This is a genomic window from Rhodoferax sp. GW822-FHT02A01, from assembly GCF_038784515.1.
In the GTDB taxonomy this organism is placed as follows: domain Bacteria; phylum Pseudomonadota; class Gammaproteobacteria; order Burkholderiales; family Burkholderiaceae_C; genus Allorhodoferax.
In genome coordinates, this window is the sequence record NZ_CP152376.1 from 4,468,620 (window position 1) to 4,488,364 (window position 19,745).

21 protein-coding genes and 2 tRNA genes are annotated in these 19,745 nt (G+C 55.6%); 8 read left to right on the forward strand and 15 right to left on the reverse strand.

Translation table 11 applies throughout. The features are described 5' to 3' along the window. Positions 1-8: 8 nt before the first annotated feature. Positions 9-251 carry a hypothetical protein gene (locus tag AAGF34_RS21160; RefSeq protein WP_342617686.1) on the reverse strand — a complete coding sequence of 81 codons (243 nt, stop codon included), beginning with the start codon at positions 249-251 and terminating at the stop codon, positions 9-11. 115 nt (positions 252-366) lie between these two features. On the opposite strand from AAGF34_RS21160, the gene AAGF34_RS21165 reads away from it, so the two are divergent. From AAGF34_RS21165 to AAGF34_RS21175, 3 genes are all read left to right on the forward strand, one after another. Then, on the forward strand, positions 367-678 hold the full coding sequence (locus AAGF34_RS21165) for a DUF805 domain-containing protein (RefSeq protein WP_342617687.1): 312 nt from the start codon (positions 367-369) through the stop codon (positions 676-678). Between the two features lie 130 nt (positions 679-808). After that, entirely contained in the window at positions 809-1,045 is a 237-nt protein-coding gene (locus AAGF34_RS21170; protein WP_342617688.1) for a hypothetical protein, read from the forward strand. A 102-nt stretch (positions 1,046-1,147) separates the two neighbouring features. Then, positions 1,148-1,345: a hypothetical protein gene (locus AAGF34_RS21175; RefSeq protein ID WP_342617689.1), complete on the forward strand. Its 198-nt coding sequence runs from the start codon at positions 1,148-1,150 to the stop codon at positions 1,343-1,345. A gap of 112 nt (positions 1,346-1,457) precedes the next feature. On the opposite strand, the gene AAGF34_RS21180 is transcribed toward AAGF34_RS21175, so the two are convergent. The 7 genes from AAGF34_RS21180 to AAGF34_RS21210 form a co-directional block, all read right to left on the reverse strand. Beyond that, positions 1,458-1,533 (reverse strand) — tRNA-Lys (locus AAGF34_RS21180). An 18-nt stretch (positions 1,534-1,551) separates the two neighbouring features. Beyond that, positions 1,552-1,627 (reverse strand) — tRNA-Lys (locus AAGF34_RS21185). 48 nt (positions 1,628-1,675) lie between these two features. After that, positions 1,676-2,464 (reverse strand): tRNA threonylcarbamoyladenosine dehydratase, encoded by a 789-nt coding sequence (locus tag AAGF34_RS21190; RefSeq protein WP_342617690.1) that lies wholly within the window; start codon positions 2,462-2,464, stop codon positions 1,676-1,678. 11 nt (positions 2,465-2,475) lie between these two features. Continuing rightward, positions 2,476-3,273 carry a tol-pal system protein YbgF gene (gene ybgF, locus AAGF34_RS21195; protein WP_342617691.1) on the reverse strand — a complete coding sequence of 266 codons (798 nt, stop codon included), beginning with the start codon at positions 3,271-3,273 and terminating at the stop codon, positions 2,476-2,478. A gap of 8 nt (positions 3,274-3,281) precedes the next feature. Continuing rightward, positions 3,282-3,824 carry a peptidoglycan-associated lipoprotein Pal gene (pal, locus tag AAGF34_RS21200; RefSeq protein WP_342617692.1) on the reverse strand — a complete coding sequence of 181 codons (543 nt, stop codon included), beginning with the start codon at positions 3,822-3,824 and terminating at the stop codon, positions 3,282-3,284. A gap of 23 nt (positions 3,825-3,847) precedes the next feature. Next, positions 3,848-5,116, reverse strand: a complete 1,269-nt coding sequence (tolB, locus tag AAGF34_RS21205) for a Tol-Pal system beta propeller repeat protein TolB (RefSeq protein ID WP_342617693.1) — start codon at positions 5,114-5,116, stop codon at positions 3,848-3,850. 10 nt (positions 5,117-5,126) lie between these two features. Continuing rightward, entirely contained in the window at positions 5,127-5,981 is an 855-nt protein-coding gene (locus AAGF34_RS21210; protein ID WP_342617694.1) for a glycosyltransferase family 2 protein, read from the reverse strand. 82 nt (positions 5,982-6,063) lie between these two features. Between AAGF34_RS21210 and AAGF34_RS21215 the strand changes: the two genes are divergently transcribed. Genes AAGF34_RS21215 through AAGF34_RS21235 form a run of 5 tightly spaced genes read left to right on the forward strand, consistent with a single transcriptional unit; the run spans position 6,064 to position 11,536 of the window. Further along, on the forward strand, positions 6,064-6,858 hold the full coding sequence (locus AAGF34_RS21215) for a glycosyltransferase family 2 protein (protein ID WP_342617695.1): 795 nt from the start codon (positions 6,064-6,066) through the stop codon (positions 6,856-6,858). Beyond that, complete coding sequence (msbA, locus tag AAGF34_RS21220) at positions 6,851-8,584, forward strand: lipid A export permease/ATP-binding protein MsbA (protein ID WP_342617696.1); 1,734 nt, start codon at positions 6,851-6,853, stop codon at positions 8,582-8,584. The genes AAGF34_RS21215 and msbA overlap by 8 nt, the downstream gene beginning before the upstream one ends. Further along, positions 8,581-9,300 (forward strand): polysaccharide deacetylase family protein, encoded by a 720-nt coding sequence (locus AAGF34_RS21225; RefSeq protein WP_342617697.1) that lies wholly within the window; start codon positions 8,581-8,583, stop codon positions 9,298-9,300. Before msbA ends, AAGF34_RS21225 begins: the two co-directional genes overlap by 4 nt. Beyond that, positions 9,297-10,184: a DUF6492 family protein gene (locus AAGF34_RS21230; RefSeq protein WP_342617698.1), complete on the forward strand. Its 888-nt coding sequence runs from the start codon at positions 9,297-9,299 to the stop codon at positions 10,182-10,184. Before AAGF34_RS21225 ends, AAGF34_RS21230 begins: the two co-directional genes overlap by 4 nt. 5 nt (positions 10,185-10,189) lie before the next feature. Further along, on the forward strand, positions 10,190-11,536 hold the full coding sequence (locus tag AAGF34_RS21235; RefSeq protein WP_342617699.1) for a hypothetical protein: 1,347 nt from the start codon (positions 10,190-10,192) through the stop codon (positions 11,534-11,536). Here AAGF34_RS21235 and AAGF34_RS21240 read toward each other — a convergent pair. Genes AAGF34_RS21240 through rlmH form a run of 7 tightly spaced genes read right to left on the reverse strand, consistent with a single transcriptional unit; the run spans position 11,531 to position 19,742 of the window. Then, the gene (locus AAGF34_RS21240; RefSeq protein WP_342617700.1) at positions 11,531-12,748 is read right to left on the reverse strand and encodes a glycosyltransferase; all 1,218 of its coding nucleotides are present in this window, start codon (positions 12,746-12,748) and stop codon (positions 11,531-11,533) included. The two genes, AAGF34_RS21235 and AAGF34_RS21240, sit on opposite strands and share 6 nt — an antisense overlap. Before the next feature lie 11 nt (positions 12,749-12,759). Further along, positions 12,760-13,785 carry a glycosyltransferase gene (locus AAGF34_RS21245; protein WP_342617701.1) on the reverse strand — a complete coding sequence of 342 codons (1,026 nt, stop codon included), beginning with the start codon at positions 13,783-13,785 and terminating at the stop codon, positions 12,760-12,762. A gap of 2 nt (positions 13,786-13,787) precedes the next feature. Continuing rightward, a complete protein-coding gene (locus tag AAGF34_RS21250) occupies positions 13,788-14,675 on the reverse strand; it encodes an alpha-1,2-fucosyltransferase (RefSeq protein ID WP_342617702.1) in 888 nt (295 codons plus the stop codon). A gap of 21 nt (positions 14,676-14,696) precedes the next feature. Further along, positions 14,697-17,129 (reverse strand): glycosyltransferase, encoded by a 2,433-nt coding sequence (locus AAGF34_RS21255; protein WP_342617703.1) that lies wholly within the window; start codon positions 17,127-17,129, stop codon positions 14,697-14,699. Between the two features lie 22 nt (positions 17,130-17,151). Then, a complete protein-coding gene (gene rng / locus AAGF34_RS21260; protein ID WP_342617704.1) occupies positions 17,152-18,633 on the reverse strand; it encodes a ribonuclease G in 1,482 nt (493 codons plus the stop codon). Further along, on the reverse strand, positions 18,633-19,226 hold the full coding sequence (locus tag AAGF34_RS21265; RefSeq protein ID WP_342617705.1) for a Maf family protein: 594 nt from the start codon (positions 19,224-19,226) through the stop codon (positions 18,633-18,635). The genes rng and AAGF34_RS21265 overlap by 1 nt, the downstream gene beginning before the upstream one ends. 48 nt (positions 19,227-19,274) lie before the next feature. Further along, positions 19,275-19,742 (reverse strand): 23S rRNA (pseudouridine(1915)-N(3))-methyltransferase RlmH, encoded by a 468-nt coding sequence (gene rlmH, locus AAGF34_RS21270; RefSeq protein WP_342617706.1) that lies wholly within the window; start codon positions 19,740-19,742, stop codon positions 19,275-19,277. Positions 19,743-19,745: the final 3 nt, after the last annotated feature.

The window sequence follows — 19,745 nt, forward strand, 5'->3', positions numbered from 1 at the left end:
GGGCGCCCCTAGGAAATCCACTTGTCTCCCTGGACCAGGTCAGGGAACTGTTTGTCGTGCTCTGCGCCCAGGTCAAAGAGCGCCAGCAGTACCGCCTCCGGAAAACCCACCCGGTGCTCTTCGCTGGTGTCTTGCTCCAGACTCAGCAGATAGGTATTGAAACCGGGCGTGCCCCACAAACGCTTCAACTCAGAGGCGACCTTGGGGAACTTGTCGGCAATCACCTTGAATTTCTCGGTGTTTTCAATCATTAGGAATCCTCCTTTGCCAGTTGTCTGCACACGTTTTTGGTATTGGACGTGAATGTAAAGCTGCCCCACAATGGCGGCGGCCCTTACGTGTTTCACTTCAAATTACCTATCCGCCATGAACTTTCAAGACGCGATCAAGACCTGCTTCACCAAGTATGCCGAATTTAACGGAACTGCCAAGCGCCCCGAATTCTGGTGGTTTGTGCTGTTTATCTTTCTGGTGAGCGCAGCCACTTCACTGATTTCGCCGGTGCTGAGTGGCCTGTTTTCCCTGGCTACACTGCTGCCCTCGATTGCAGCAGGTGCCAGAAGACTGCATGACACCGGCAGAAGCGGCTGGTGGCAGTTGATTGGCTTCATCCCCCTGGTCGGCTGGATCGTATTGATTGTTTTCATGGCGCAGGAAGGCAAGGCTTCAAGCCAATAAACCCCTTAGGCCCACCTCTGAACAAGGCTCTTTAGTCAACCCTTTGTCTCTGTTCTCCCGAAAATGCGGTTGAATTTCATTAGGCTTTTGCTACGCTGAAATCATCTCATTCGCAAAAAAGGAGACGGCAATGCACTACCCGTTGCTAGAACTCGATGGGCACTGCGCCTCGATCTCGGTAGAGAAGGCGCAAGGTGGACGCTGGAAGGCTTTTGTCACCCTGGAAAGGAGCGGTGACTTTGCGCGCCTGAGTTCCCATCCGGAACCAATCAAGGTGCCCAACAGCTACCCCTCCGACACCGCCGCGGCTGAAGCCGCTTACGCGCACGCCAGAATGGTCATCGCACGTGAAATGACACATCACTGAATGCGGTTTCGTGTTGGCTGGATTGCGCCCGCAAGGCATCTGCGGACCGGGCTAGAATCGCATCAGACATGGACCTTCAGAGTCCCATCGTTGGAGCAGAAATTGGACAAAAGACTGGAATCGGCGGCAATCATTGCCGCAGCGCTTTTGCGCGAATATCGTCAACCTACCACGGAAAAAATCGTGGAACTGCTGGTGCAAAGCCTGCATGCGGTTGATGAGGCAGTAAGTGCCGAAAACAAGCGTTCGGCGCAAAAACACGCGGCACTCAAATCCAACACGGTGATCGTCAGAAGATAGCTGGCGTCGTAGATGCATGCAGGGTCTGGGCGCAAGGCTTCCTAACAACGCAACATAGCACCGCGCCACAATGAAAAAAGGACCTAGCCTTGCGGCTAAGTCCTTGATTAAGTGGTGGGTTCTGAGAGATTCGAACTCTCGACCTACGGATTAAGAGTCCGCTGCTCTACCAGCTGAGCTAAGAACCCACTTAAACCAAAAATCTTTGGTGGGACGTGCGGGGGTCGAACCCACGACAAACGGATTAAAAGTCCGCTGCTCTACCAACTGAGCTAACGTCCCGTCAGCTCACTTAGACAGTGACGTCCTTGTAATCTGCCAAGCCTAAGATTATAGCGTTAATTTTTTCGATTCTTTCATTGAAGCAAAAATTATCTCAATCAATGCACCAGCAGCACACATCCCGAACGTTGCAGTCACAGTGACCATGGAGCCGTACCCATGGCAGTTGAGTGAGCCGTCGGAATCCAGGTTGCACGAAGCGTCTGGCGGAGCTACTGCCTCACGGCTGTAGATGCAGGTTACGCCCATCGTCTTGCCCTCTTTAGGCGCACCATGAAACTTGCGTAGCCGGTAGCGCACCTGGGCCAGCAAAGGGTCATGTGTGACCTTGGAAATATCTGCCACATCCACCAAGTGCCCCAGGCGTTTGCCTCCAGCCGCACCGACGCAGACAAAGGGCAATTTGGTACGCCGCGCCCAAGCCGCCATGGCAGTCTTGGACAGCACCTGATCACACGCGTCGACTACCGCTGTGACATCTCTGGGAAGCAAACCGGGCCAGTTGTCGGGCTCCACAAAAGCGTCAATGCAATGGACTTTGCAATCAGGGTTGATGAGGGCAATGCGCGCCTGCATGGCTTGGACTTTCGCCATGCCCAGGGTGTCGGACAACGCATGGATCTGCCGATTGACATTGGATTCGGCGATGTGATCCATATCGACCAGCGTGATTGCCCCCACACCACTGCGCGCCAGCGCTTCGGCTACCCAGGACCCCACACCGCCAATGCCGATCACCGCGACGTGGCTGGCCTGGATGCGTTGGGCTGGTTCAATGCCATACAGGCGCTGCAGCCCGCCAAACCGCCGCGCGTTATCTGCTTGCAAGTCTTCCACGCGGCAGGGGCCTACTTCATCCGGCTCAGGCGGTCTTTGGCAGCATTGGCCGCATCGGTGGACGGATGCGCCGCGATCAGCTCTTCAAGGGTCTTCTTGGCACCTTTGGTGTCCTTGGCCTCGAGTTGACAATTGGCGATGGTCAAGCGGGCCTCGGGAACGTGCACGTGATCTGGCGTCTGGGATATCAGGCTGCGGAAATTCACAATTGCGCTCTTGCAGTCCTTGGTAGCGTACTGCGCATTGCCCAACCAGAACAACGCAGACGGCCGGTAGCCAGACTGAGGGTACTTGTTCAGGAAATCCACAAAGCCGCTGCCGGAGTTGGCGAAGTCTCCCTTGCGAAACAGCGCCAACGTGGCTTCATAGTCCCGCTTTTCTGCGGGATCCGCCAAAAATTCGCGGCCGTCCACACTGACGGTCTGCGGTTCAAACTTGCGCAGTCGATCTTCCAATCCGGCGTTGGCGTCCTTTTGCTTGCGCTGGAACTCAGATACATCGCGTGCAAGCTGCTCATTCTGTCCGCGCAGCTTGGCCATATCGCCTCGTGCAGTTTCGAGCTGATTCTGCAGGTCCAGAATGCTGCGGCGTAGCTGCGCAGCCTCATCGGAAGCGCGCTGGGTTTCGTCAGCGATCTTGCGGTCAGTGTCTGCCTTTTCCTGCTTGACCGCCTCCAGGCGCTGGCGCAGATCCAGGATTGCACGCCTGGCTTCTTCATCATCAAACAGGCCCGCAGAGGCAGAGCTGGCCATTACCAGCATGCAGGCAAGTGCACAGAAGCGCGAAATAAGGGGCCGATTTGCCAACATGAATGTACTCATCGGTAGGAAATCTCAGCACGACGATTCTTTTCCATCGCTGCCTCAGTTGTCCCCTGGACAGCTGGCTTCTCTTTGCCATAGCTCACGGCTTCCAGCTGGCTGTCCGGCACGCCCAGCAGTGTCAAGGCCTTGCGCACGGCTTCGGCCCGCTTCTGGCCCAGAGCCAAGTTGTATTCCCGGCCCCCACGTTCGTCGGTATGCCCTTCAATGGACACCTTGCGGCTCTTGTCGGAGCGGATGTACTTGGCATGCGCCTCGATCACAGACTGGAACTCGGGGCGAATCACATAGCTGTCGAAATCAAAGTACACCACGCGGGTGACATTCTGAATGGCCGCGTCCTGACCCGCTTTGGTAAGGTCCACCGAAGTCACGGCACCTTTTCCAACAGCAGAACCATCCGCCTTGTTTGCGTCGGTTGTGGATGTCTGGGAAGAGGAGCCTGCCTTGTCCTCAACCGGCACTTTGTCCAACTTGACTGCCGATCCACAGGCACTGAGTATGGCCACCAGCCCGATAACCACTAATGAACGCTTCATTCCGAACTCCTTGTTGCAAATGACTATTTTTGAAAGGGGCCCCAGTTGGGCTCCCTGATGTCGCCGGTCTGCCCTGCCAGACGCGCCTTGATCTTTCCATCCAGTGTGGTGGTCATCAAAGCTTCTTTGCCCTGCTGCTGGGTAGCGTAAATCAGCATGCGGCTATTGGGCGAAAAGCTGGGTCGCTCGTCAGCAACCGTGTCTGTGATGGGTGTCGCGGTACCTGAGGACAGTTCCATGACGTGGAGCTTAAACGCACCGCTTACGCGGGATATGTACGCCAGCCAACGTCCGTCCGGGCTCAGCGCGGGAGATATGTTGTAGTTGCCAGAAAACGTGACGCGCTCCGGATTCCCGCCCGCAACAGCTACCCGGTAGATTTGTGGTGATCCGCCGCGGTCACTTACAAAGTAAATGGTCTTGCCGTCAGCGGTAAAAACCGGTTCGGTGTCAATGGAGCCGGACTGCGCAATGCGACGCGGCTCTGATCCTGGAACTGAAAGGTCCAGCAAATTGAGCTGCGAGCCGCCATCCCGGCTCAGTGTCAAAGCCAGTGTCTTGCCGTCGGGCGACCAGGCCGGAGCACTGTTGGAGCCTTTGAAATTGGCTACCAGACGCCGTTTGCCGCTCGCAACCTCATGCACATAAATGGTGGGCTTGCGGGCTTCAAAGGACACATAGGCCAACTGGCGGCCATTGGGCGACCAGGCGGGAGAAATGATGGGCTCCGGGCTTGCCAAGGCACTTTGCGGGCTCTCTCCATCGGCGTCCGCCACCCAAAGGTTAAAGCCCTGCCCTCTCTTGGTGACATAGGCAATACGGGTTGAAAAAATGCCTTTGTCGCCGGTCAACTTTTCATAAACGAAGTCGGCAATTTCGTGGGCGGCCACGCGCAGGTCACCTGCTACCACGGCTTTGCTTTGCGCTCCCAAATCTTGTCCGCGCACGACGTCCCACAAGTGAAAACGCACATCAAAGCGTCCATCCACCAAGCGGGTGACGCTGCCAGCCAGCAAAGCGTCTGCATTTTTCTGCCGCCAGTTGGAGAAGTCCGGGCGCGTTGTCTCATCCAGGCTGGCGCCAGCGGCATCCACGCCTCTGAACTGGCCACTGCGCTCAAGATCGGCCTGGACAATGGCGGAAATTTTTTGGGTGGCAGCCTCTTCTCCACGGAAAGCAGCGATGGCCACAGGAACTTGCGTAAGCCCCACTCCCGAGACCTCCACACGGAACTGTGCCCATGCCGTGGATTGCACCAAGACCAGAAGAAATACTGAAAGAATTTTCGTCATCGTGACCCGATTATCCCCATCTGCTAATCACCACATCTTTTGCGCCCAGGCTTTCCCTGTAACCAAGTGTTGCCTGGGTCTGTCCACTGCCCATGCGTTGCCGCACAAGCGCCGCGTTTCTGGACTCTTCGCTGCGGCTGGATTGCTTGTGCCACAGGTGGAAGACCTCGGTGGCGCAAAACCCGTTTTTACGTTTTATACCGGCATTGTGTAAACGTAGGACGAAGTCGGCGTCTTCATGGCCCCAGCCCACAAAGGACTCGTCGAACCCGTTGATCGCTTCGTAATCCTGGCGCCACACCCCCATGTTGCAGCTGCGGATGCCTTTCCACTTGAATTCGGCATGTTTGCGGCCGGCAAAGTCCGGCAGACGCATCAGGGCAGCCCATTTGCTGGACTCGCCAGCCAAGCGCCTGCCCAGCCAGAACGGCCAGTTGCGCCCGAACACCGTAACCCGGTTCTGGAGTACCTCCGTAGTAAACGGCTCGGACAGCATGACGCGGCTGCCATTCACAAAAAATCCCGTCTCGGACAGCAGCCGGTGCCTGCGAACGAAGTCTGTTTCAGGAACGCAATCCCCATCCAGCAGGACCACGTAGTCACCTTTTGCGGCGGCGACTCCCAGGTTACGTACCTGTGAAGCGGTAAAACCCACATCCGGGTGCCAAACATGGGTTGCGGAAAGACCATTGCGCAGAATGGCCGCGCGGGCACTGTCCTGGTGTTCCTGTGTGGAGCCGTCATCGGCAATCACAATCTCGAAGCCCTTGTCATCCTGGGCGGCCAGCGCCTTCAATACAGCAGCCAAGGCATCGCTGCGGTTGTAGGTGGTGATGACTAGGGAGATCAAATCGGCGTGTGGCATTTTGGAATAGACTTAGCCGCCCGGGCATAGCCCCTACAAGCTGGCGTATCGCCCCTAACGTTTTTTGATGGTATCACCTTCAATGCCTCTGGTTTCCGTGTACATCATCGCTTTCAACGAAGCGGAAAAGGTCCGCGCCACGATCGAAAGCGCACGCTGGGCGGACGAGATTATTGTGGTGGACTCCTGGAGCACCGACGGCACACCCGAAATCGCCACAGAAATGGGTGCGCGCGTGGTGCAAGTCAAGTTCAACGGCTTTGGCGATTTGCGCAACAACGCCATTGCGGCATGCTCACACGAATGGATTTTCAGCCTGGACGCTGACGAGCGTTGCACCCCGGAGGCTGCAGCAGAAATCCGTGCGCTGATCAGCAGCCCGGATGCCGCCGATGCCTACTGGACGCCCCGGCGCAACTTCTTCATGGGCAAGTGGATCAAGTATTCAGGCTGGTACCCCAACTACCGCCAACCCCAACTCTTTCGCAAGGGCAAGATGCACTACGACCTCAAGCCTGTACACGAGGGCTATGTGCTGGATAGCGGCAAACCCATAGGCCACATGAGCAACGCCATCTGGCAATTCCCGTTCAAGAACATGGCGGAAGTCATGCACAAAGCCAACCGCTATTCCAGCCTAGGCGCAGAGAAAATCAAACACAAGAAGCTGAGCATGGGCTCTGCTCTTTCCCACGGCGCCTGGTCCTTTGTGAAGCACTATGTTTTCAAGCTAGGCTTTCTGGACGGATGGGCCGGTTTCGTCATTGCTCTGGGCAATTTTGAGGGAACCTTTTACCGGTATGTGAAAGCGATTGAATTGCAAAAGGGGGCGGCCTGGGGCGCTCCAGACACGAAGGAAAGGCAGCCCCGTGGCTAGGTCAGACAGCGCGCTCTACTTGCGTCTGCTGGGCTATGTAAAGCCTTACTGGAAAGCCTTCGGATTGGCGGTCATTGGCATGATGGGAACAGCAGCCACCGAGCCGGCCTTTCCTGCCATCATGAAATACCTGCTGGACCATGGTTTTCATGCGACAGAACCACGCATGGTCTGGTTGATTCCAGCTGGCATCGTGGCATTGTTCGTGCTGCGTGGGGTGCTTTCGTTCCTGACCAGTTATCTGATGACCTGGGTGTCCACGAGGCTAGTCACGGACCTCAGACGTCAAATGTTCAGCAAGATACTCACGCTGCCGACACAGACATTCCACGACCAATCCTCCGGCAAGCTGATCTCACGCATCCTGTACGACGCCGACAACGTCAATCAGGCGGCGACGACGGTCCTGGTGACTGCTGTACGCGAATCCCTGACAGCGGTGTCACTTCTTGGGTATTTGCTTTACCTGGACTGGAAGCTGACCTTCATCACGCTGGCAGTTGGCCCCGTCATTGCGGTCATCATCAAAGGATTCGGCAAGAGGATCAGAAGCGCCAGCAAAATGAGCCTGAATGCCATGCGCAAGATTTCTCACACCATCGAAGAATCCGTAGCGTCCCACAAAGTCATCAAAATTTACGGAGCACAAGAGCAACAAAGTGCGCGCTTCTATGCGGATACCGAATCCTTCCGCCGCTCCATGATGCGCGAGGCGGTGCCCGCGTCCGCAATGACCCCGATTACCCATATAACGGCGGCCTGCGCAATTGCTCTCATCACTTATTTGGCCTTGAGCCAAACGACTGGCCAAGCAGGCGCCTCCGCCGGTGGCTTTGTATCCTTCATCACTGCCATGCTCCTGCTGATTTCCCCAATCAAGCAGTTGACAACCATAAGCCCGCAAATGCAGCGAGGTTTGTCGGCAAGTGAAAGCGTGTTTGAGTTGCTGGATTCGCCGACGGAACAAGACAACGGCACTATTGAGTTGAATGACGTACGCGGCGCCATCGAGTTCCGTGATGTGTGCTTTCGCTATCCCAATAGTGAGACCCAGGCCCTCACCCATATTGACCTGACCCTGCCCGCCGGACAAAGTACCGCGCTCGTAGGCGCTTCCGGTGGGGGAAAGACCACCATGGGTGCCCTGCTGCCGGGCTTTTACCACCCCACTTCAGGAACGATTTGCATCGATGGCATCGACACACGGCAACTGACGCTTCAGAGTCTGCGCCGTAATATTGCGCTGGTGAGCCAGGAGGTGGTGCTGTTGAATGACACGGTTGCCGCCAATATCGCTTTCGGTGATTCAGTCCAGCGCTCCAATCAGGAAATTCAAAATGCGGCCATCGCGGCCCATGCCTGGGAGTTTATTCAGCAGTTGTCTGAAGGACTTCAAACCCTGATTGGCGAAAATGGCGCCAAGCTTTCAGGAGGACAAAGACAGCGCATCGCCATTGCTCGTGCCATTTTGAAAGATGCCCCAATTCTGATTCTGGATGAGGCTACATCGGCGCTGGACAATGAGTCTGAACGCCAGGTTCAGGCTGCATTGGCCACACTGACCAAGAACCGGACTACATTAATCATCGCCCACCGCCTGAGCACCATCGAAAATGCGGACAACATCGTCGTGCTTGACCGAGGACGAATTGTCGAAACCGGTACGCACAAGTCTCTCATGGAAAAAAATGGTCTGTACGCGGGCCTCAACAGGTTGCAAGTATGAATATCCCCATACTGATGTATCACCAGATTGACGTGCCGCCACCGCGAGGGGCCAAACTGCGCGGTCTGGTGGTACACCCCCGTTCATTCGCCTGGCAGATGACCATGCTAAGGCTGCTGGGCTATCGGGGGCTTTCCATGCACGACCTGGAGCCCTATTTGAGCGGAGAAATGAGTGGCAAAGTCGTAGGTCTCACTTTTGATGATGGCTATCAAAATAACCTGATCAATGCGTTGCCAATTCTGAGAAAAAATGGATTTACCGCGACTTGCTATGGCGTCAGTTCGCAACTGGGTGGTAGCAATGTGTGGGACCATGCGTTGGGAATCCTTCCCAAGCCCCTGATGAGCAAAGCCGAATGGCAGCAGTGGCTGCAGCATGGCATGGATGTCGGGTCCCATACACGCACCCATGCCGATCTGAATACGCTTGACCAAGCCACGGCACTGCGTGAAATAGCCGACTCCAAGACCGAACTTGAATCTGCCCTGCAATGCGAGGTGCGCCATTTTTGTTATCCGTACGGTCGCTTGAATGCATCACTTTTCAGTCTGGTGGAGCAAGCTGGATACAAGACTGCCACAACCACCCACCGTGGCAAGGTACGGACAGGGTCCCCGCCCTACGCCCTCAACCGAATCATGATCGCCAGGGCGTGCCATCCGTTTCTGTTTGCGGCGAAAATCCTGACAAACTATGAAGATAGACATGCATGAAGCAACTCGTTCTGTATTGCAAGAGCTATCCAACTGATTTGAAGCGCGTTGTCCGCTTGGCACACTCCGTCAAGCAATACAACCAAGAGCGGCTTCCGTTCTATGTTTCGGTTCAGGCAAAGGATGCGGCCCTCTTCCGTGAACACCTTGGGCAACTGGATGTCAAACTGATTGATGACGAAGACATCATTTGTGCATCCCCTCGCCCGGAATTGGACCGAATCGAAAAGTTGGCAGGGAGTATTTCCCAGCAGATCGTCAAATCCGAATTCTGGCGCCTCGACCTGTGTGAGAGCTATGTTTGCCTGGATTCGGATGCCTTCTTCATACGCCCCTTTTCTGCCGCTGATTTTGTTGCACCCAACGGCACACCTTACACGGTAATAGACGAGGCGCACGACATCCTAGAGGGCGCTTTGCTTCAAAGGCGTAGCCGGGTCTTAACCGCATTTCAGGGTGAGGCCGAACTTGTACAAAAGCTATTTGGCAGAAGCGGCAAGAAGTACAGTTTTGGCCCCTTCCCCCTGGTCTGGCACCGCGATGTCTGGAAAAGTCTGGAGGCCAAATACTTAAGTCCGCGGGGCATGAACTTTGTAGATGCCATCACAACAGCGCCTATAGAGTCGCGCTGGTATGGCGAGGCTCTACTTGCCTACAAGGCTATAGAGCTGCTACCGTCGCAGGAATTCTTCAAGGTCTACCACTACGCTTGGCAAAAGGACCGGGACTTTCGGTCCGGCATGACCCTGGATCTGCTGTCAAGACTCTATTGTGGAGTGATCTACCAGTCCGCCTGGGAGCGTGAAATGGACTGGCCCGAAGAAGGGGGAGGAAGTCTTTCCAGGCTGGGGCGCAGGCTGCGACGAAAGTTTGGAAGGATTTAGGAAATATGCAATACATAGAAGCAGTCAGAACAATGCAAGCTAAGTTATCAGTCGTCAACAGGATCATGCTGCTGTGTGGCATTGCGCTAATCATTATCTGGCCCATAGAAGGCACCTTGGCGTTAAGGAATTTACTGCTATTTGTCGGTGGAGCCCTGGGGCTCAAACAGACCGTTCAGCACAGTGATCTCTTGCGTGGTCCTTCTGCCCGTCCGATTCAATTGATTACCGCTCTGGGGCTATGGGTTATCTTTCACTATCTGGTCCTATCGCAAAACAGCCCCAGAGAGCTTTATCATCTAAAACACTCTTGGCTTCCTGGTGCCTTTGCCGCATTTCTCGGTATTGGAACCGGACTCGTTGCCGGCTCAAACAGCAGATGGCGGAAAGGCATCTTTTTCGGTCTGCTTGCCTTCTTACTATTCTTCTACGCCAACTATTTCCAGATTTCCTATTCACTAGGCCGTTTTACTATGCCCTATCCGTGGGAGATGGGATATTACGGAAACAAAATCAGCATCGTTGTCTTTGGCATGCTGTCATTGGCCATTACGCTGAGCATGCTGTCTCAAACTTTCCAGATACTTGACAAGGGCAATACTCTCCGGTCTTTGGGCATCGCGCTTCTGCTGGTGCTGAACTTACTGGCCTTCTTGTTGGTAGGTACCAAGAACGGCATGGCTCTTGGCACCATCGTGCTCGGCTGCTTTGTTCTGATCGAACTCGTTGCTAGGAGGAAGAACTGGAAGGTAATTGCCATTCTTTCCGGGATCATTGTCACTGGCGTCACCATTTTGTATGTGCACACAAAGTCCATCAATGAATGGGATAACTTCAGTGCGACGGTGACAGCAGGCTTCCAGACAGACAAATACGACAATTGGTCCAACCATGAAGCGATGGGCCCGCCAGTGCTGGCCGATGGCACTGTCACCAAAGACAGTGCTTATGTACGTACTGCCTACGCTGTCTTGGGCGCCCAGTTTCTATTGGAGAAACCGTTGGGCTATGGTTCGCTGAACGATTCTTTCAAATACCTGGTAAAGGAAAAGTACCCAGAAAAGAAGGACACTACTGTCGTTGCCACCTTGAGTGGCTGGCTGGATTTTGGTCTGGCCATGGGGCTACCGGGACTGCTGCTTCTGCTGGCTGCCGTTGGTAGTACGTATTACCTAGCCTGGGGTCAATCCACCCTATGGTCAAAATCGACCATGTGGCTCATGGCAACATTGGCACTGGCGTGGCTGGTTGCAGAAGTCTGTGATGACATCTTTCTGGAGTCATTGCTATTTTTTGTTTGCCTCTTCTCTGCGGGCAATATTTCCCATCCCAAAATGGGGAAGTCGCTATAAACCACCGAGTTGCTGAACAAACCGCTCTGCCCTGAGAAACGTGTTGTGGAATTGAAAGGCTTCGCGTTGAGCCAACAACGCCCGTTGCTCAGCTTGCTGCGGGTCAGCCATGATTTCCCGGAACATTTTCTTGTATTGTGAAACCGAGTCCGCAACAAAGAACGCATTCCTTGAAAATAGCTTGTCCAGCAGAAGCGGGTGGTCAATCAGCTGCGGCACACCGCAGGCGGCCAGTTGGTAGGTGCGCTCATTGAGCTCACAAGGCCACTGAATCTGCTCCGGCAAATGGACGTTCAACCCGACTTTCGCACGGGCGTATATGTACCGGTCGCGCGCCCGATTGAAGGAAAAACCCGGTGCATGCCTCCAGCCGGGGCCATCAATAAAACCATGGTATTGACTGGAAATGGACCTCAAGTAGCTGGCATGTTCACTTTTGCGTGTTGCAATCAGAACAAAGTCCAGATCTCTTTGAAATCCTTCGACCGGATAGTAGTGCAGTATGTTGGCACCGAATGGTATGAATACGATCTTGAAACCTTGGGCCTTGAATGGCACATATTCCGCGCGGCGGTTGACATAGTCATCGTCCCGGAATGAGTAGAAGAAGTCGACCTCATTCCTTTGAGCCCACTCCAGTCGCCCCATAAGCGGAGTATTGCCATACTCCTCCAACGAGGCAGTCAATCCCACACGCAAACGTGCCTGCTGCTTGTAATCGGATACCGCCTTCCAGTTGATTCTGGACAAATACTCTATATGGTCACTGGTCAAGAAAACGGATGGTGAAAACTGCGCAAAAACTTCTGCAAGCGGCTCCTCCCACCCGAGTGTTCGTGTTGGTACGCCTATGAACGACAGACTTTGCGCCAGATTTGTAAACAGTGAGTAGCCGGCCGGCGAATGCATCGGGTCGGGAACATGAATCAGGATACGTTCATCCGTGATGCTCTTCAACGACTCCCGGTACTTCAGTTCCGTCTCTACCTTCAGCGTCCAGCCCTGTCGTGTGATCAGACTGGAAGACTGCAAGCAAATTTCCGCCGATTCATGTTCCGACTTATGCGCCAGTGCCAACTCTGCCGTGCGCAAAATTTCTTTATGTTGCGCGGCCGTTTGCGGATGCAGAAAAGCATTGAATACCACTTTGTCCCATGATCTTCTGAATTTTTCCTTGCGCCTGGTCCACTTCTCAGCCAGAGACTTACTCATAATTTTGCCAATCAGGTTTTGAGCTTTAACAACAGGTCTCTCTTGGCAGGAGACAACAGTGGTTCACACAATGCCAGTAAGAAATTGTTCAATCGGTAGTTGAGGTTCAGGCGAAGATTCAATTGCCGTTGCAGCTTTTTCCATTGCGTCCAGTTGAATGGACCATGACTGTCCAACCGCTGGTACATCCAAGCAAGCAAGAAGCGGAAGTCGCTGGTTTCAAAGCCTGTCAGCGACTGAATTCGCTCGGTCAATAGATTGGCTGCAAACCGCATGTCAACCATCGCGATAGTTTCACTTGCCACGGTCTGGTTCAGCGCATCACTTCTCAATAACGCAGCACAATACCTGGCCCGAACCCTGCGTGACTGAATATCCAGTCGCTCTCCTTTTCCCTTGCTTGCCTGCTGCCCGTGCAACCGATAGCGCACCAGACTTTCCTGGATATTGGCAAAGACCGTGTTCTCAATTGCCAGCCGTGTCCAAAGATCATAGTCTTCGGCCAACCCAAGGCTTTCATCGAACAGGTTCATCTTGAGCACTTCGGATCTTGCCAGTACCGTTGATAGTCCAAAGCAGTTTCCGGTCATGAGTGCGCGACGAATCTCCGCGTTGTTTTTCGGATGCCGAACAACGCTTTCGCTCACTGCGTCAAAACAGGTGAAGGCAGTGCCGCACAAGTCTACCTCCGGGTGGACATTCAATAGTTGTACTTGCGCTTCAATACGGTGTTCAAGCGCTATGTCATCCGCATCACAAAAGGCGATGAATTCACCACACGCCATTTGAATGCCCACATTGCGGGCAGCACTTACACCGCCATTCACAGTCAGGCGCTCAACCCGCAACCTGGGATCATCAAAAGTGGCTAGTACCCCACGCAGGTCATCCGTAGAAGCGTCATCAATCAGCAGGACTTCGAGATTGCGATAACTTTGATGCAATAGGGAATCCAAGGTCTCCTGAATCCATAGCGCGCCGTTGTGAATCGGTACGACCACCGAGACTAAGGGGGATACAAAAGCTTGTTCGGACATGGTTACAGCCGAATCCAGTTGTGCGGCACAACGTCCGACGAATCCATGTCGCTATCCGAAAACCATTTTATTGGCGCATACACCAACTGCCCTTGCGCCTGGGCCAACCATGCCCCCCACCAGCTAAACGAGCTGTTTGCAACGATGTGGTGCTTGCAATGCCGCATCAATTCCAGATCAATCTGCGTGCTTTCAGGCCCGGAATTGTCCACAAATGTCACAGGAAAATCGAAGTGCAGGTTCTGTCGACTCCACTCCAGATCATCTGAAAAAACAAACACGTGGATTCCTGAAATCTTCTTGCCCAGATCTTCGAGCGCTCGTGCGTAATAGGCGATATCGCATATCCCGTGAATTGCGGCTGCACTGGTTTTGCTAACGTAGTCGCCTCGGCGAATGTGCAATGCCACACTCGTAGTTCCCCTGATCTGCTGGATGTACTCTGCACCTGAGCGAGGAGAAGAAACCAGTTGAATATCGCTGAGTAACCGCTCCCGATTCCACTTGAAATACTTCTCAGTCTGCCAATATCCAATCAGATAGGACGGTTTGCTGATTCGCGCGAAGCGGGGATCAAACACAAATCCACGGGGCCAAAAGGCAGGAAAGGAAAACACCGTGGGGAACCGTTGAGATAGTCGCGACTTGATTCGTCCCAATCGACTCGAGCGTACCTCTGGAAGCTCTGCGGCCCGTGACGCATCCAGAATATTGGCCCTGATGTTGTACAAGCCCAATTGAAACGGGCGATCGCCATTGACATGAATGGCGCGGATATCAAGTTGCAAACCGCAGCCAAGCCTGTCCGCCAACGAGCGTGCGGCAGCATATTGGAACAACTGATTGCCCAATCCGCCTTCTATACGTGCGACTACGTTCTCAAGCCACATGACTTAGTACACCTTCACGATTCAAATCCAATTCAGAAGCTGGCGTACGGTATTTCCGGTCGAATACCGGGAGCCCAGGGGACTATCTGGGATCCCAGATGTCATCCACATGCCAGCATAGGCTTCCATCTTTTCGCGAATCTTTGCGATATTTGAGGCCGCGCTTTTGACAGATTCGTCCTGCATGTCAATGGTCGTGTGGCCACTTCCACTCAATATGGCACCAAGCTGCACGTTGCAATACACCAGCGCCAATATGGGCCGCTGCATCCAGAGGTATTCATACATCTTGGACGGAATGTACTCGGCGCAAATGGGCTCGATGCCGTGCAGAAGCAAGAGCACATCGGCACTGCGCATCTTCTGCAGAATCTGTTCTCGCCCGCTCTTGCCAGTAACCGGGTCGGTTTCTATGCGACCAAAATGCCGCAGGAATCCATACTTGGCATTTTGCCTTGCCGCATCGGATATATGGTCCAGCGGTCCACCGTACACGTGCAACTCCATCACGCCAACCAAGGCGGGAATTTCGTCCATCAGCTGGTCCATCGCGGATATCACCAGACTGAGATTTCGGGTTTCCGACAGGGAGCCGAAATGCCCGATGACAAACTTCGAAGTGGGCTTGTAGGGCTCCAGTTGAAAAGCCGGAGCATCAACCCCAGGCAACATCATGTGGCCGCGCTCACCCAGCTCCGGATTACGCCGTTTGGCGCTTGCGAGTGCCGCTTCCGTGAACCATATGGCCACATCGGCTTCTCGGCATATGGTTGTTTCCACGCGCGCCTGCATCTTCTGCTGCGGTGTCGTTGGCACGGAGCCGGGTGTCACCATGGGGTCGTGCACCTCGGCTAGCCAGCGCACACCCGTGGTTCGCTTCAGTGCCGCTGCGCCTACATGGGCGGCAAATGCTCCACCCGTGGAATAGATCAGGTCAAATTTGCGCGCGCGCAGCAAAAGCAGTCCTTTGATGTACGCGCTCAGCCACCAGGACCAGGAGCTCTCCACCGGTCGCAGCAGCTTTTCCACTAACATGAATGGCAGAAGTACCAAAGAAGCCAACAGCATCACTGCGCGGTAGCCCATGCCCGGCCCCAGATGCTTTCGCATCACGTGGCGTAGCTCGAAACGAATGCCTGCCGGACCCGCAGGCCACAACTGATAGTGCTCATACCAGGCATCCTGTCGTCCCGACACACCGCTGAGTACCACCAGTTCAATGCCCGCTGCTTCCAGATGGGGCAGCTTGTCGGTAATGGTCTGGCTTGCGGCACGACCGTCCATGTTGAACGCATGCGACAGAACCAGCCAGCGCTGTTGAAAGCGCGGTGCCACCCGTTGGTAAATCTGCTCGTGTTGTTGGCCGACCTGCTGCCAGGTATGTTGCGCGGCAAACGCCCTGGCATGGTTGCCCAGCGCGGAGGCCGCCAAAGGGTCGCGCAAAATTCCAGCTATGGCCTGCCGGACTTCCTGCGTCGATTGGGGATCCTGCAACACAACGGCGTTCAAGCCAGCCGTCAACTCTGCCGCGATGCCACAGTAGCGCGGACCGCTGACCACCACGGGCAAGCCATGCGACATCGCTTCCAACACTACCATCGCATAGGTGTCTTCCAGCGTGGGATGCACGAGGCAGTCGACCGCACGATAGGCGGTATCCATTTGCTCCAGCGCACCCAGAAAATGCACACGCTCCGTCAAGTGCAGCTCGGATGCCATCTGCCGCATGGCGGCGTCCTGCTCACCTTGACCAACTACTGCCAACCAGATGTCAGGCAAACCTAGCAAGGCTTGAAACAACGTGGGCAAACCCTTCTTGCGAAAATCATTGCCCACGAAAAGCAGCCCTTGCCCTGCCTTGGGCAGTTGCAGTGCGGCGCGTGCAGTTCGTTTCTCATCCAGATCAGCGCTAGCGAATACTCCAGTGACACCAGGCGCCACCACCTTCAGGGACGTCCGAACCTGTGGGAAGCAACGCTCCATCACCTGACGTAGCCAGTCCGAAGTAACGATGACGGTGCGTCGTGGCGCAATCGCGTAGCGGGCTTTTTCCAGCCACAGATAGGCCAGCAATCGCGGACTGGTGACCACCTTGGCCCATCGCAGCAGCTTGGCCACACCTGTCTTGCCATCAAACAAGGTGTGCTTCACCGGCAGCACGTGAACAGTCTGCACATTGCCATGCCAAGTGTTTTCGTGCGAGTGCACGATGTCAAAGCCCGATCGCGTGGCTTTCCAGGTTGCGTAGGCAAACCACAGCTGGTTGATCCAGCGCGGCCGCTTCATGGGCAAGGGGACCGTGTGGTAGGTCACCCCAGGAAACTGGTGCGCAATAGTCTGCGAAAAGACGTGCACTTCGTGGCGGGGAGCGAGCTGTTCCACCAGTGCAATGGCATAGCGCTCAGCACCTCCACCGGTGCTGGAAAAATTTCTGCTGAGGACCGCTATGCGCAAACCGTGCTGCTCCTGCTTTGTGTCACAGCAGCACGATGTCGTACTGTTCCTGCGCCATCGCCGCCTCGCTCTGCAGCGACACCGGCTTGCCGATGAATTCGCTCAAGCCCGCCAGGTGCTGACTCTCTTCGTCCAGGAACAATTCGATCACCTTGGGCGAAGCCACCACACGGAACTCGCGCGGATTGAACTGGCGCGCCTCGCGCAATATCTCGCGGAAGATGTCGTAGGCCACGCTGCGCGCGGTCTTCACTATGCCCTTGCCCTCGCATACCGGGCATGGCTCGCACAGCATGTGTGCCAGGGACTCGCGCGTGCGCTTGCGTGTCATCTCCACCAACCCGAGCTGTGAAAAACCACCCGCCGTGGTCTTCACGCGGTCGCGCGCCAATTGCTTGCGGAACTCTGCCAGCACCGCTTCCCGGTGGTCTTCGCGCGCCATGTCGATGAAGTCCACGATGATGATGCCGCCCAGATTGCGTAGCCGCAGCTGACGAGCGATGGCCTGGGCGGCCTCCAGATTGGTCTTGAAAATGGTGTCGTCGAAATTGCGCGCACCCACGTAGCCACCGGTATTCACATCCACCGTGGTCAGAGCCTCTGTCTGGTCCACGATCAGGTAACCGCCAGACTTCAGCTCCACCCGGCGCGCCATCGCCTTGGCAATTTCCTCATCAATGGAGAACAGATCGAAGATGGGGCGCTCACCCTTGTAGTGCTGCAGCTTTTCAGCCGCCATGGGCATGAATTCGGCGCCAAAGGTCTTGAGCAACTCGAACTGCTCGCGCGAATCCACCCGTATCGTCTGCGTGGATTCGCTGACCAGGTCGCGCAACACGCGCTGCATCAGGTTCAGGTCCTGGTGCAGCAGACTTTGCGGCGGCAAGCGTACGGAGGCGTCCTTGATGCGTGCCCAGGCCTTGCGCAAATAGCGTATGTCGTCACCCAGTTCGGCGTCGCTGGCGTCTTCACCATTGGTACGCAGGATGAAACCCCCGCCCTCACTGCCGGCCAGATTGAGCATGCGTGCACGCAGCTCCTCCCGCTGGGCCGGCGGAATGCGTTGCGAAATCCCGATGTGATCATCCTGCGGCAGAAACACCAGCAATCGACCGGCAATGCTGATCTGGGTGGACAGCCGTGCGCCCTTGGTTCCAATCGGATCCTTGATCACCTGCACCATCAGCGCCTGTCCCTCGAACACCTGCTTTTCGATGGGGATCTGTGCCGACGCATTGCGTGCAGCGCTGATGGTCTCGCCATCCTGCGGCGGATGCCACACATCGGCCACGTGCAGAAAAGCGGCGCGCTCCAGACCGATGTCGATGAAGGCAGACTGCATGCCGGGCAGCACGCGGGCCACCTTGCCCAGGTACACATTGCCGACCAGCCCACGCTCCAGCGTGCGCTCTACGTGCAACTCCTGCACGGCACCGTTTTCGACAATGGCAACACGGGTTTCCTGCGGTGCCCAATTGATCAGAATGTCGTGCTGGTTTGGCATCAGTCGCATCCCTTGAGTAGTTGTGCAGTCTCGTACAGTGGCAGTCCCATGATGCCAGTGTAGCTGCCGCTGATGCGGGAAATGTAAGCCGCCGCCCTGCCCTGCACCGCGTAGGCACCGGCCTTGCCCATGGGTTCGCCTGAATCCACATAGGCCTGAATCTCGGCCGCGGTCATGGGCGCAAACGTCACCCGTGACTCGCTGCACGCTTGCGCCTGCTGACCACTCCAGCCAATGGCAACAGCGGTCAAGACTCTATGCGTATGTCCGGACAAGGCCCGCAGCATGCGTACGGCATCGGCTGCATCCGCTGGCTTGGCATAGATGGTCCGGCCCAGTGCAACTGTTGTGTCGGAGCACAACACGGGAGCTGGCGACAAACAACGGGCCTTCAAACGCGCCAAGGCCGCTTCCAGCTTCAAGCGCGTGACCCGCTGCACGTAGGCTTTGGGCGCCTCACCTGGCAATACTTCTTCCAGCGACTCGGCATCTTCTTCTGCACCCGGCAGCAGCAATTCATGGGCAACGCCCAATTGCGTCAACAGCTGGCTGCGGCGGGGGCTTTGGGAGGCAAGGTAGATAAAACGCGGCATGGGCTGGAGTGTAGAGGCGTGGCCGGGTGCCATGACCGGCAGCGGCAATTATTCGCGGTGGTAGGGGTGGTTGGCGTTGATGGACCACGCCCGGTACAACTGCTCAATCAGCAAGACGCGCGCGAACGCATGCGGCAAGGTCATGTCTGACAGACGGATGCGCTCATGCGCAGCTTGTTTGAAGGCTGGGTCTATGCCGTCCGGGCCACCAATCACCAGGGCCACATCACCGCCGCCCAGTTGCCAGTCCTTCAGGCGCCCTGCCAGCGCCATGGTCGTCAGGTTGCTGCCACGTTCGTCCAGCACGACAATGCGGCACCCTTTGGGAATGACAGCCTCCATGCGCGCCCGTTCGGCCGCATACAGCGTATCCAGTGTCTTGGAACCGCGGGGTTCGGTCTTTACCGCCTTGAGCTCGACCTTGATCTCGTGGGGAAAGCGCTTGGCGTAATCATCCCAGGCCGTCTGCGCCCAATCGGGCACCCGAAGTCCGACCGCAACAATCAGCAGCCGCACAGG

Bases quoted from the DNA above. Each gene is read 5' to 3' on its own strand.
- rng (WP_342617704.1), bottom strand. From the start codon at position 18,633: ATGCCAAACCAGCACGACATTCTGATCAATTGGGCACCGCAGGAAACC.
- AAGF34_RS21165 (WP_342617687.1), top strand. From the start codon at position 367: ATGAACTTTCAAGACGCGATCAAGACCTGCTTCACCAAGTATGCCGAA.
- AAGF34_RS21225 (WP_342617697.1), top strand. From the start codon at position 8,581: ATGAATATCCCCATACTGATGTATCACCAGATTGACGTGCCGCCACCG.
- AAGF34_RS21250 (WP_342617702.1), bottom strand. From the start codon at position 14,675: ATGTGGCTTGAGAACGTAGTCGCACGTATAGAAGGCGGATTGGGCAAT.
- AAGF34_RS21160 (WP_342617686.1), bottom strand. From the start codon at position 251: ATGATTGAAAACACCGAGAAATTCAAGGTGATTGCCGACAAGTTCCCC.
- AAGF34_RS21235 (WP_342617699.1), top strand. From the start codon at position 10,190: ATGCAATACATAGAAGCAGTCAGAACAATGCAAGCTAAGTTATCAGTC.
- pal (WP_342617692.1), bottom strand. From the start codon at position 3,824: ATGAAGCGTTCATTAGTGGTTATCGGGCTGGTGGCCATACTCAGTGCC.
- AAGF34_RS21240 (WP_342617700.1), bottom strand. From the start codon at position 12,748: ATGAGTAAGTCTCTGGCTGAGAAGTGGACCAGGCGCAAGGAAAAATTC.
- AAGF34_RS21210 (WP_342617694.1), bottom strand. From the start codon at position 5,981: ATGCCACACGCCGATTTGATCTCCCTAGTCATCACCACCTACAACCGC.
- AAGF34_RS21245 (WP_342617701.1), bottom strand. From the start codon at position 13,785: ATGTCCGAACAAGCTTTTGTATCCCCCTTAGTCTCGGTGGTCGTACCG.
- AAGF34_RS21265 (WP_342617705.1), bottom strand. From the start codon at position 19,226: ATGCCGCGTTTTATCTACCTTGCCTCCCAAAGCCCCCGCCGCAGCCAG.
- tolB (WP_342617693.1), bottom strand. From the start codon at position 5,116: ATGACGAAAATTCTTTCAGTATTTCTTCTGGTCTTGGTGCAATCCACG.
- AAGF34_RS21230 (WP_342617698.1), top strand. From the start codon at position 9,297: ATGAAGCAACTCGTTCTGTATTGCAAGAGCTATCCAACTGATTTGAAG.
- ybgF (WP_342617691.1), bottom strand. From the start codon at position 3,273: ATGTTGGCAAATCGGCCCCTTATTTCGCGCTTCTGTGCACTTGCCTGC.
- AAGF34_RS21170 (WP_342617688.1), top strand. From the start codon at position 809: ATGCACTACCCGTTGCTAGAACTCGATGGGCACTGCGCCTCGATCTCG.
- AAGF34_RS21215 (WP_342617695.1), top strand. From the start codon at position 6,064: ATGCCTCTGGTTTCCGTGTACATCATCGCTTTCAACGAAGCGGAAAAG.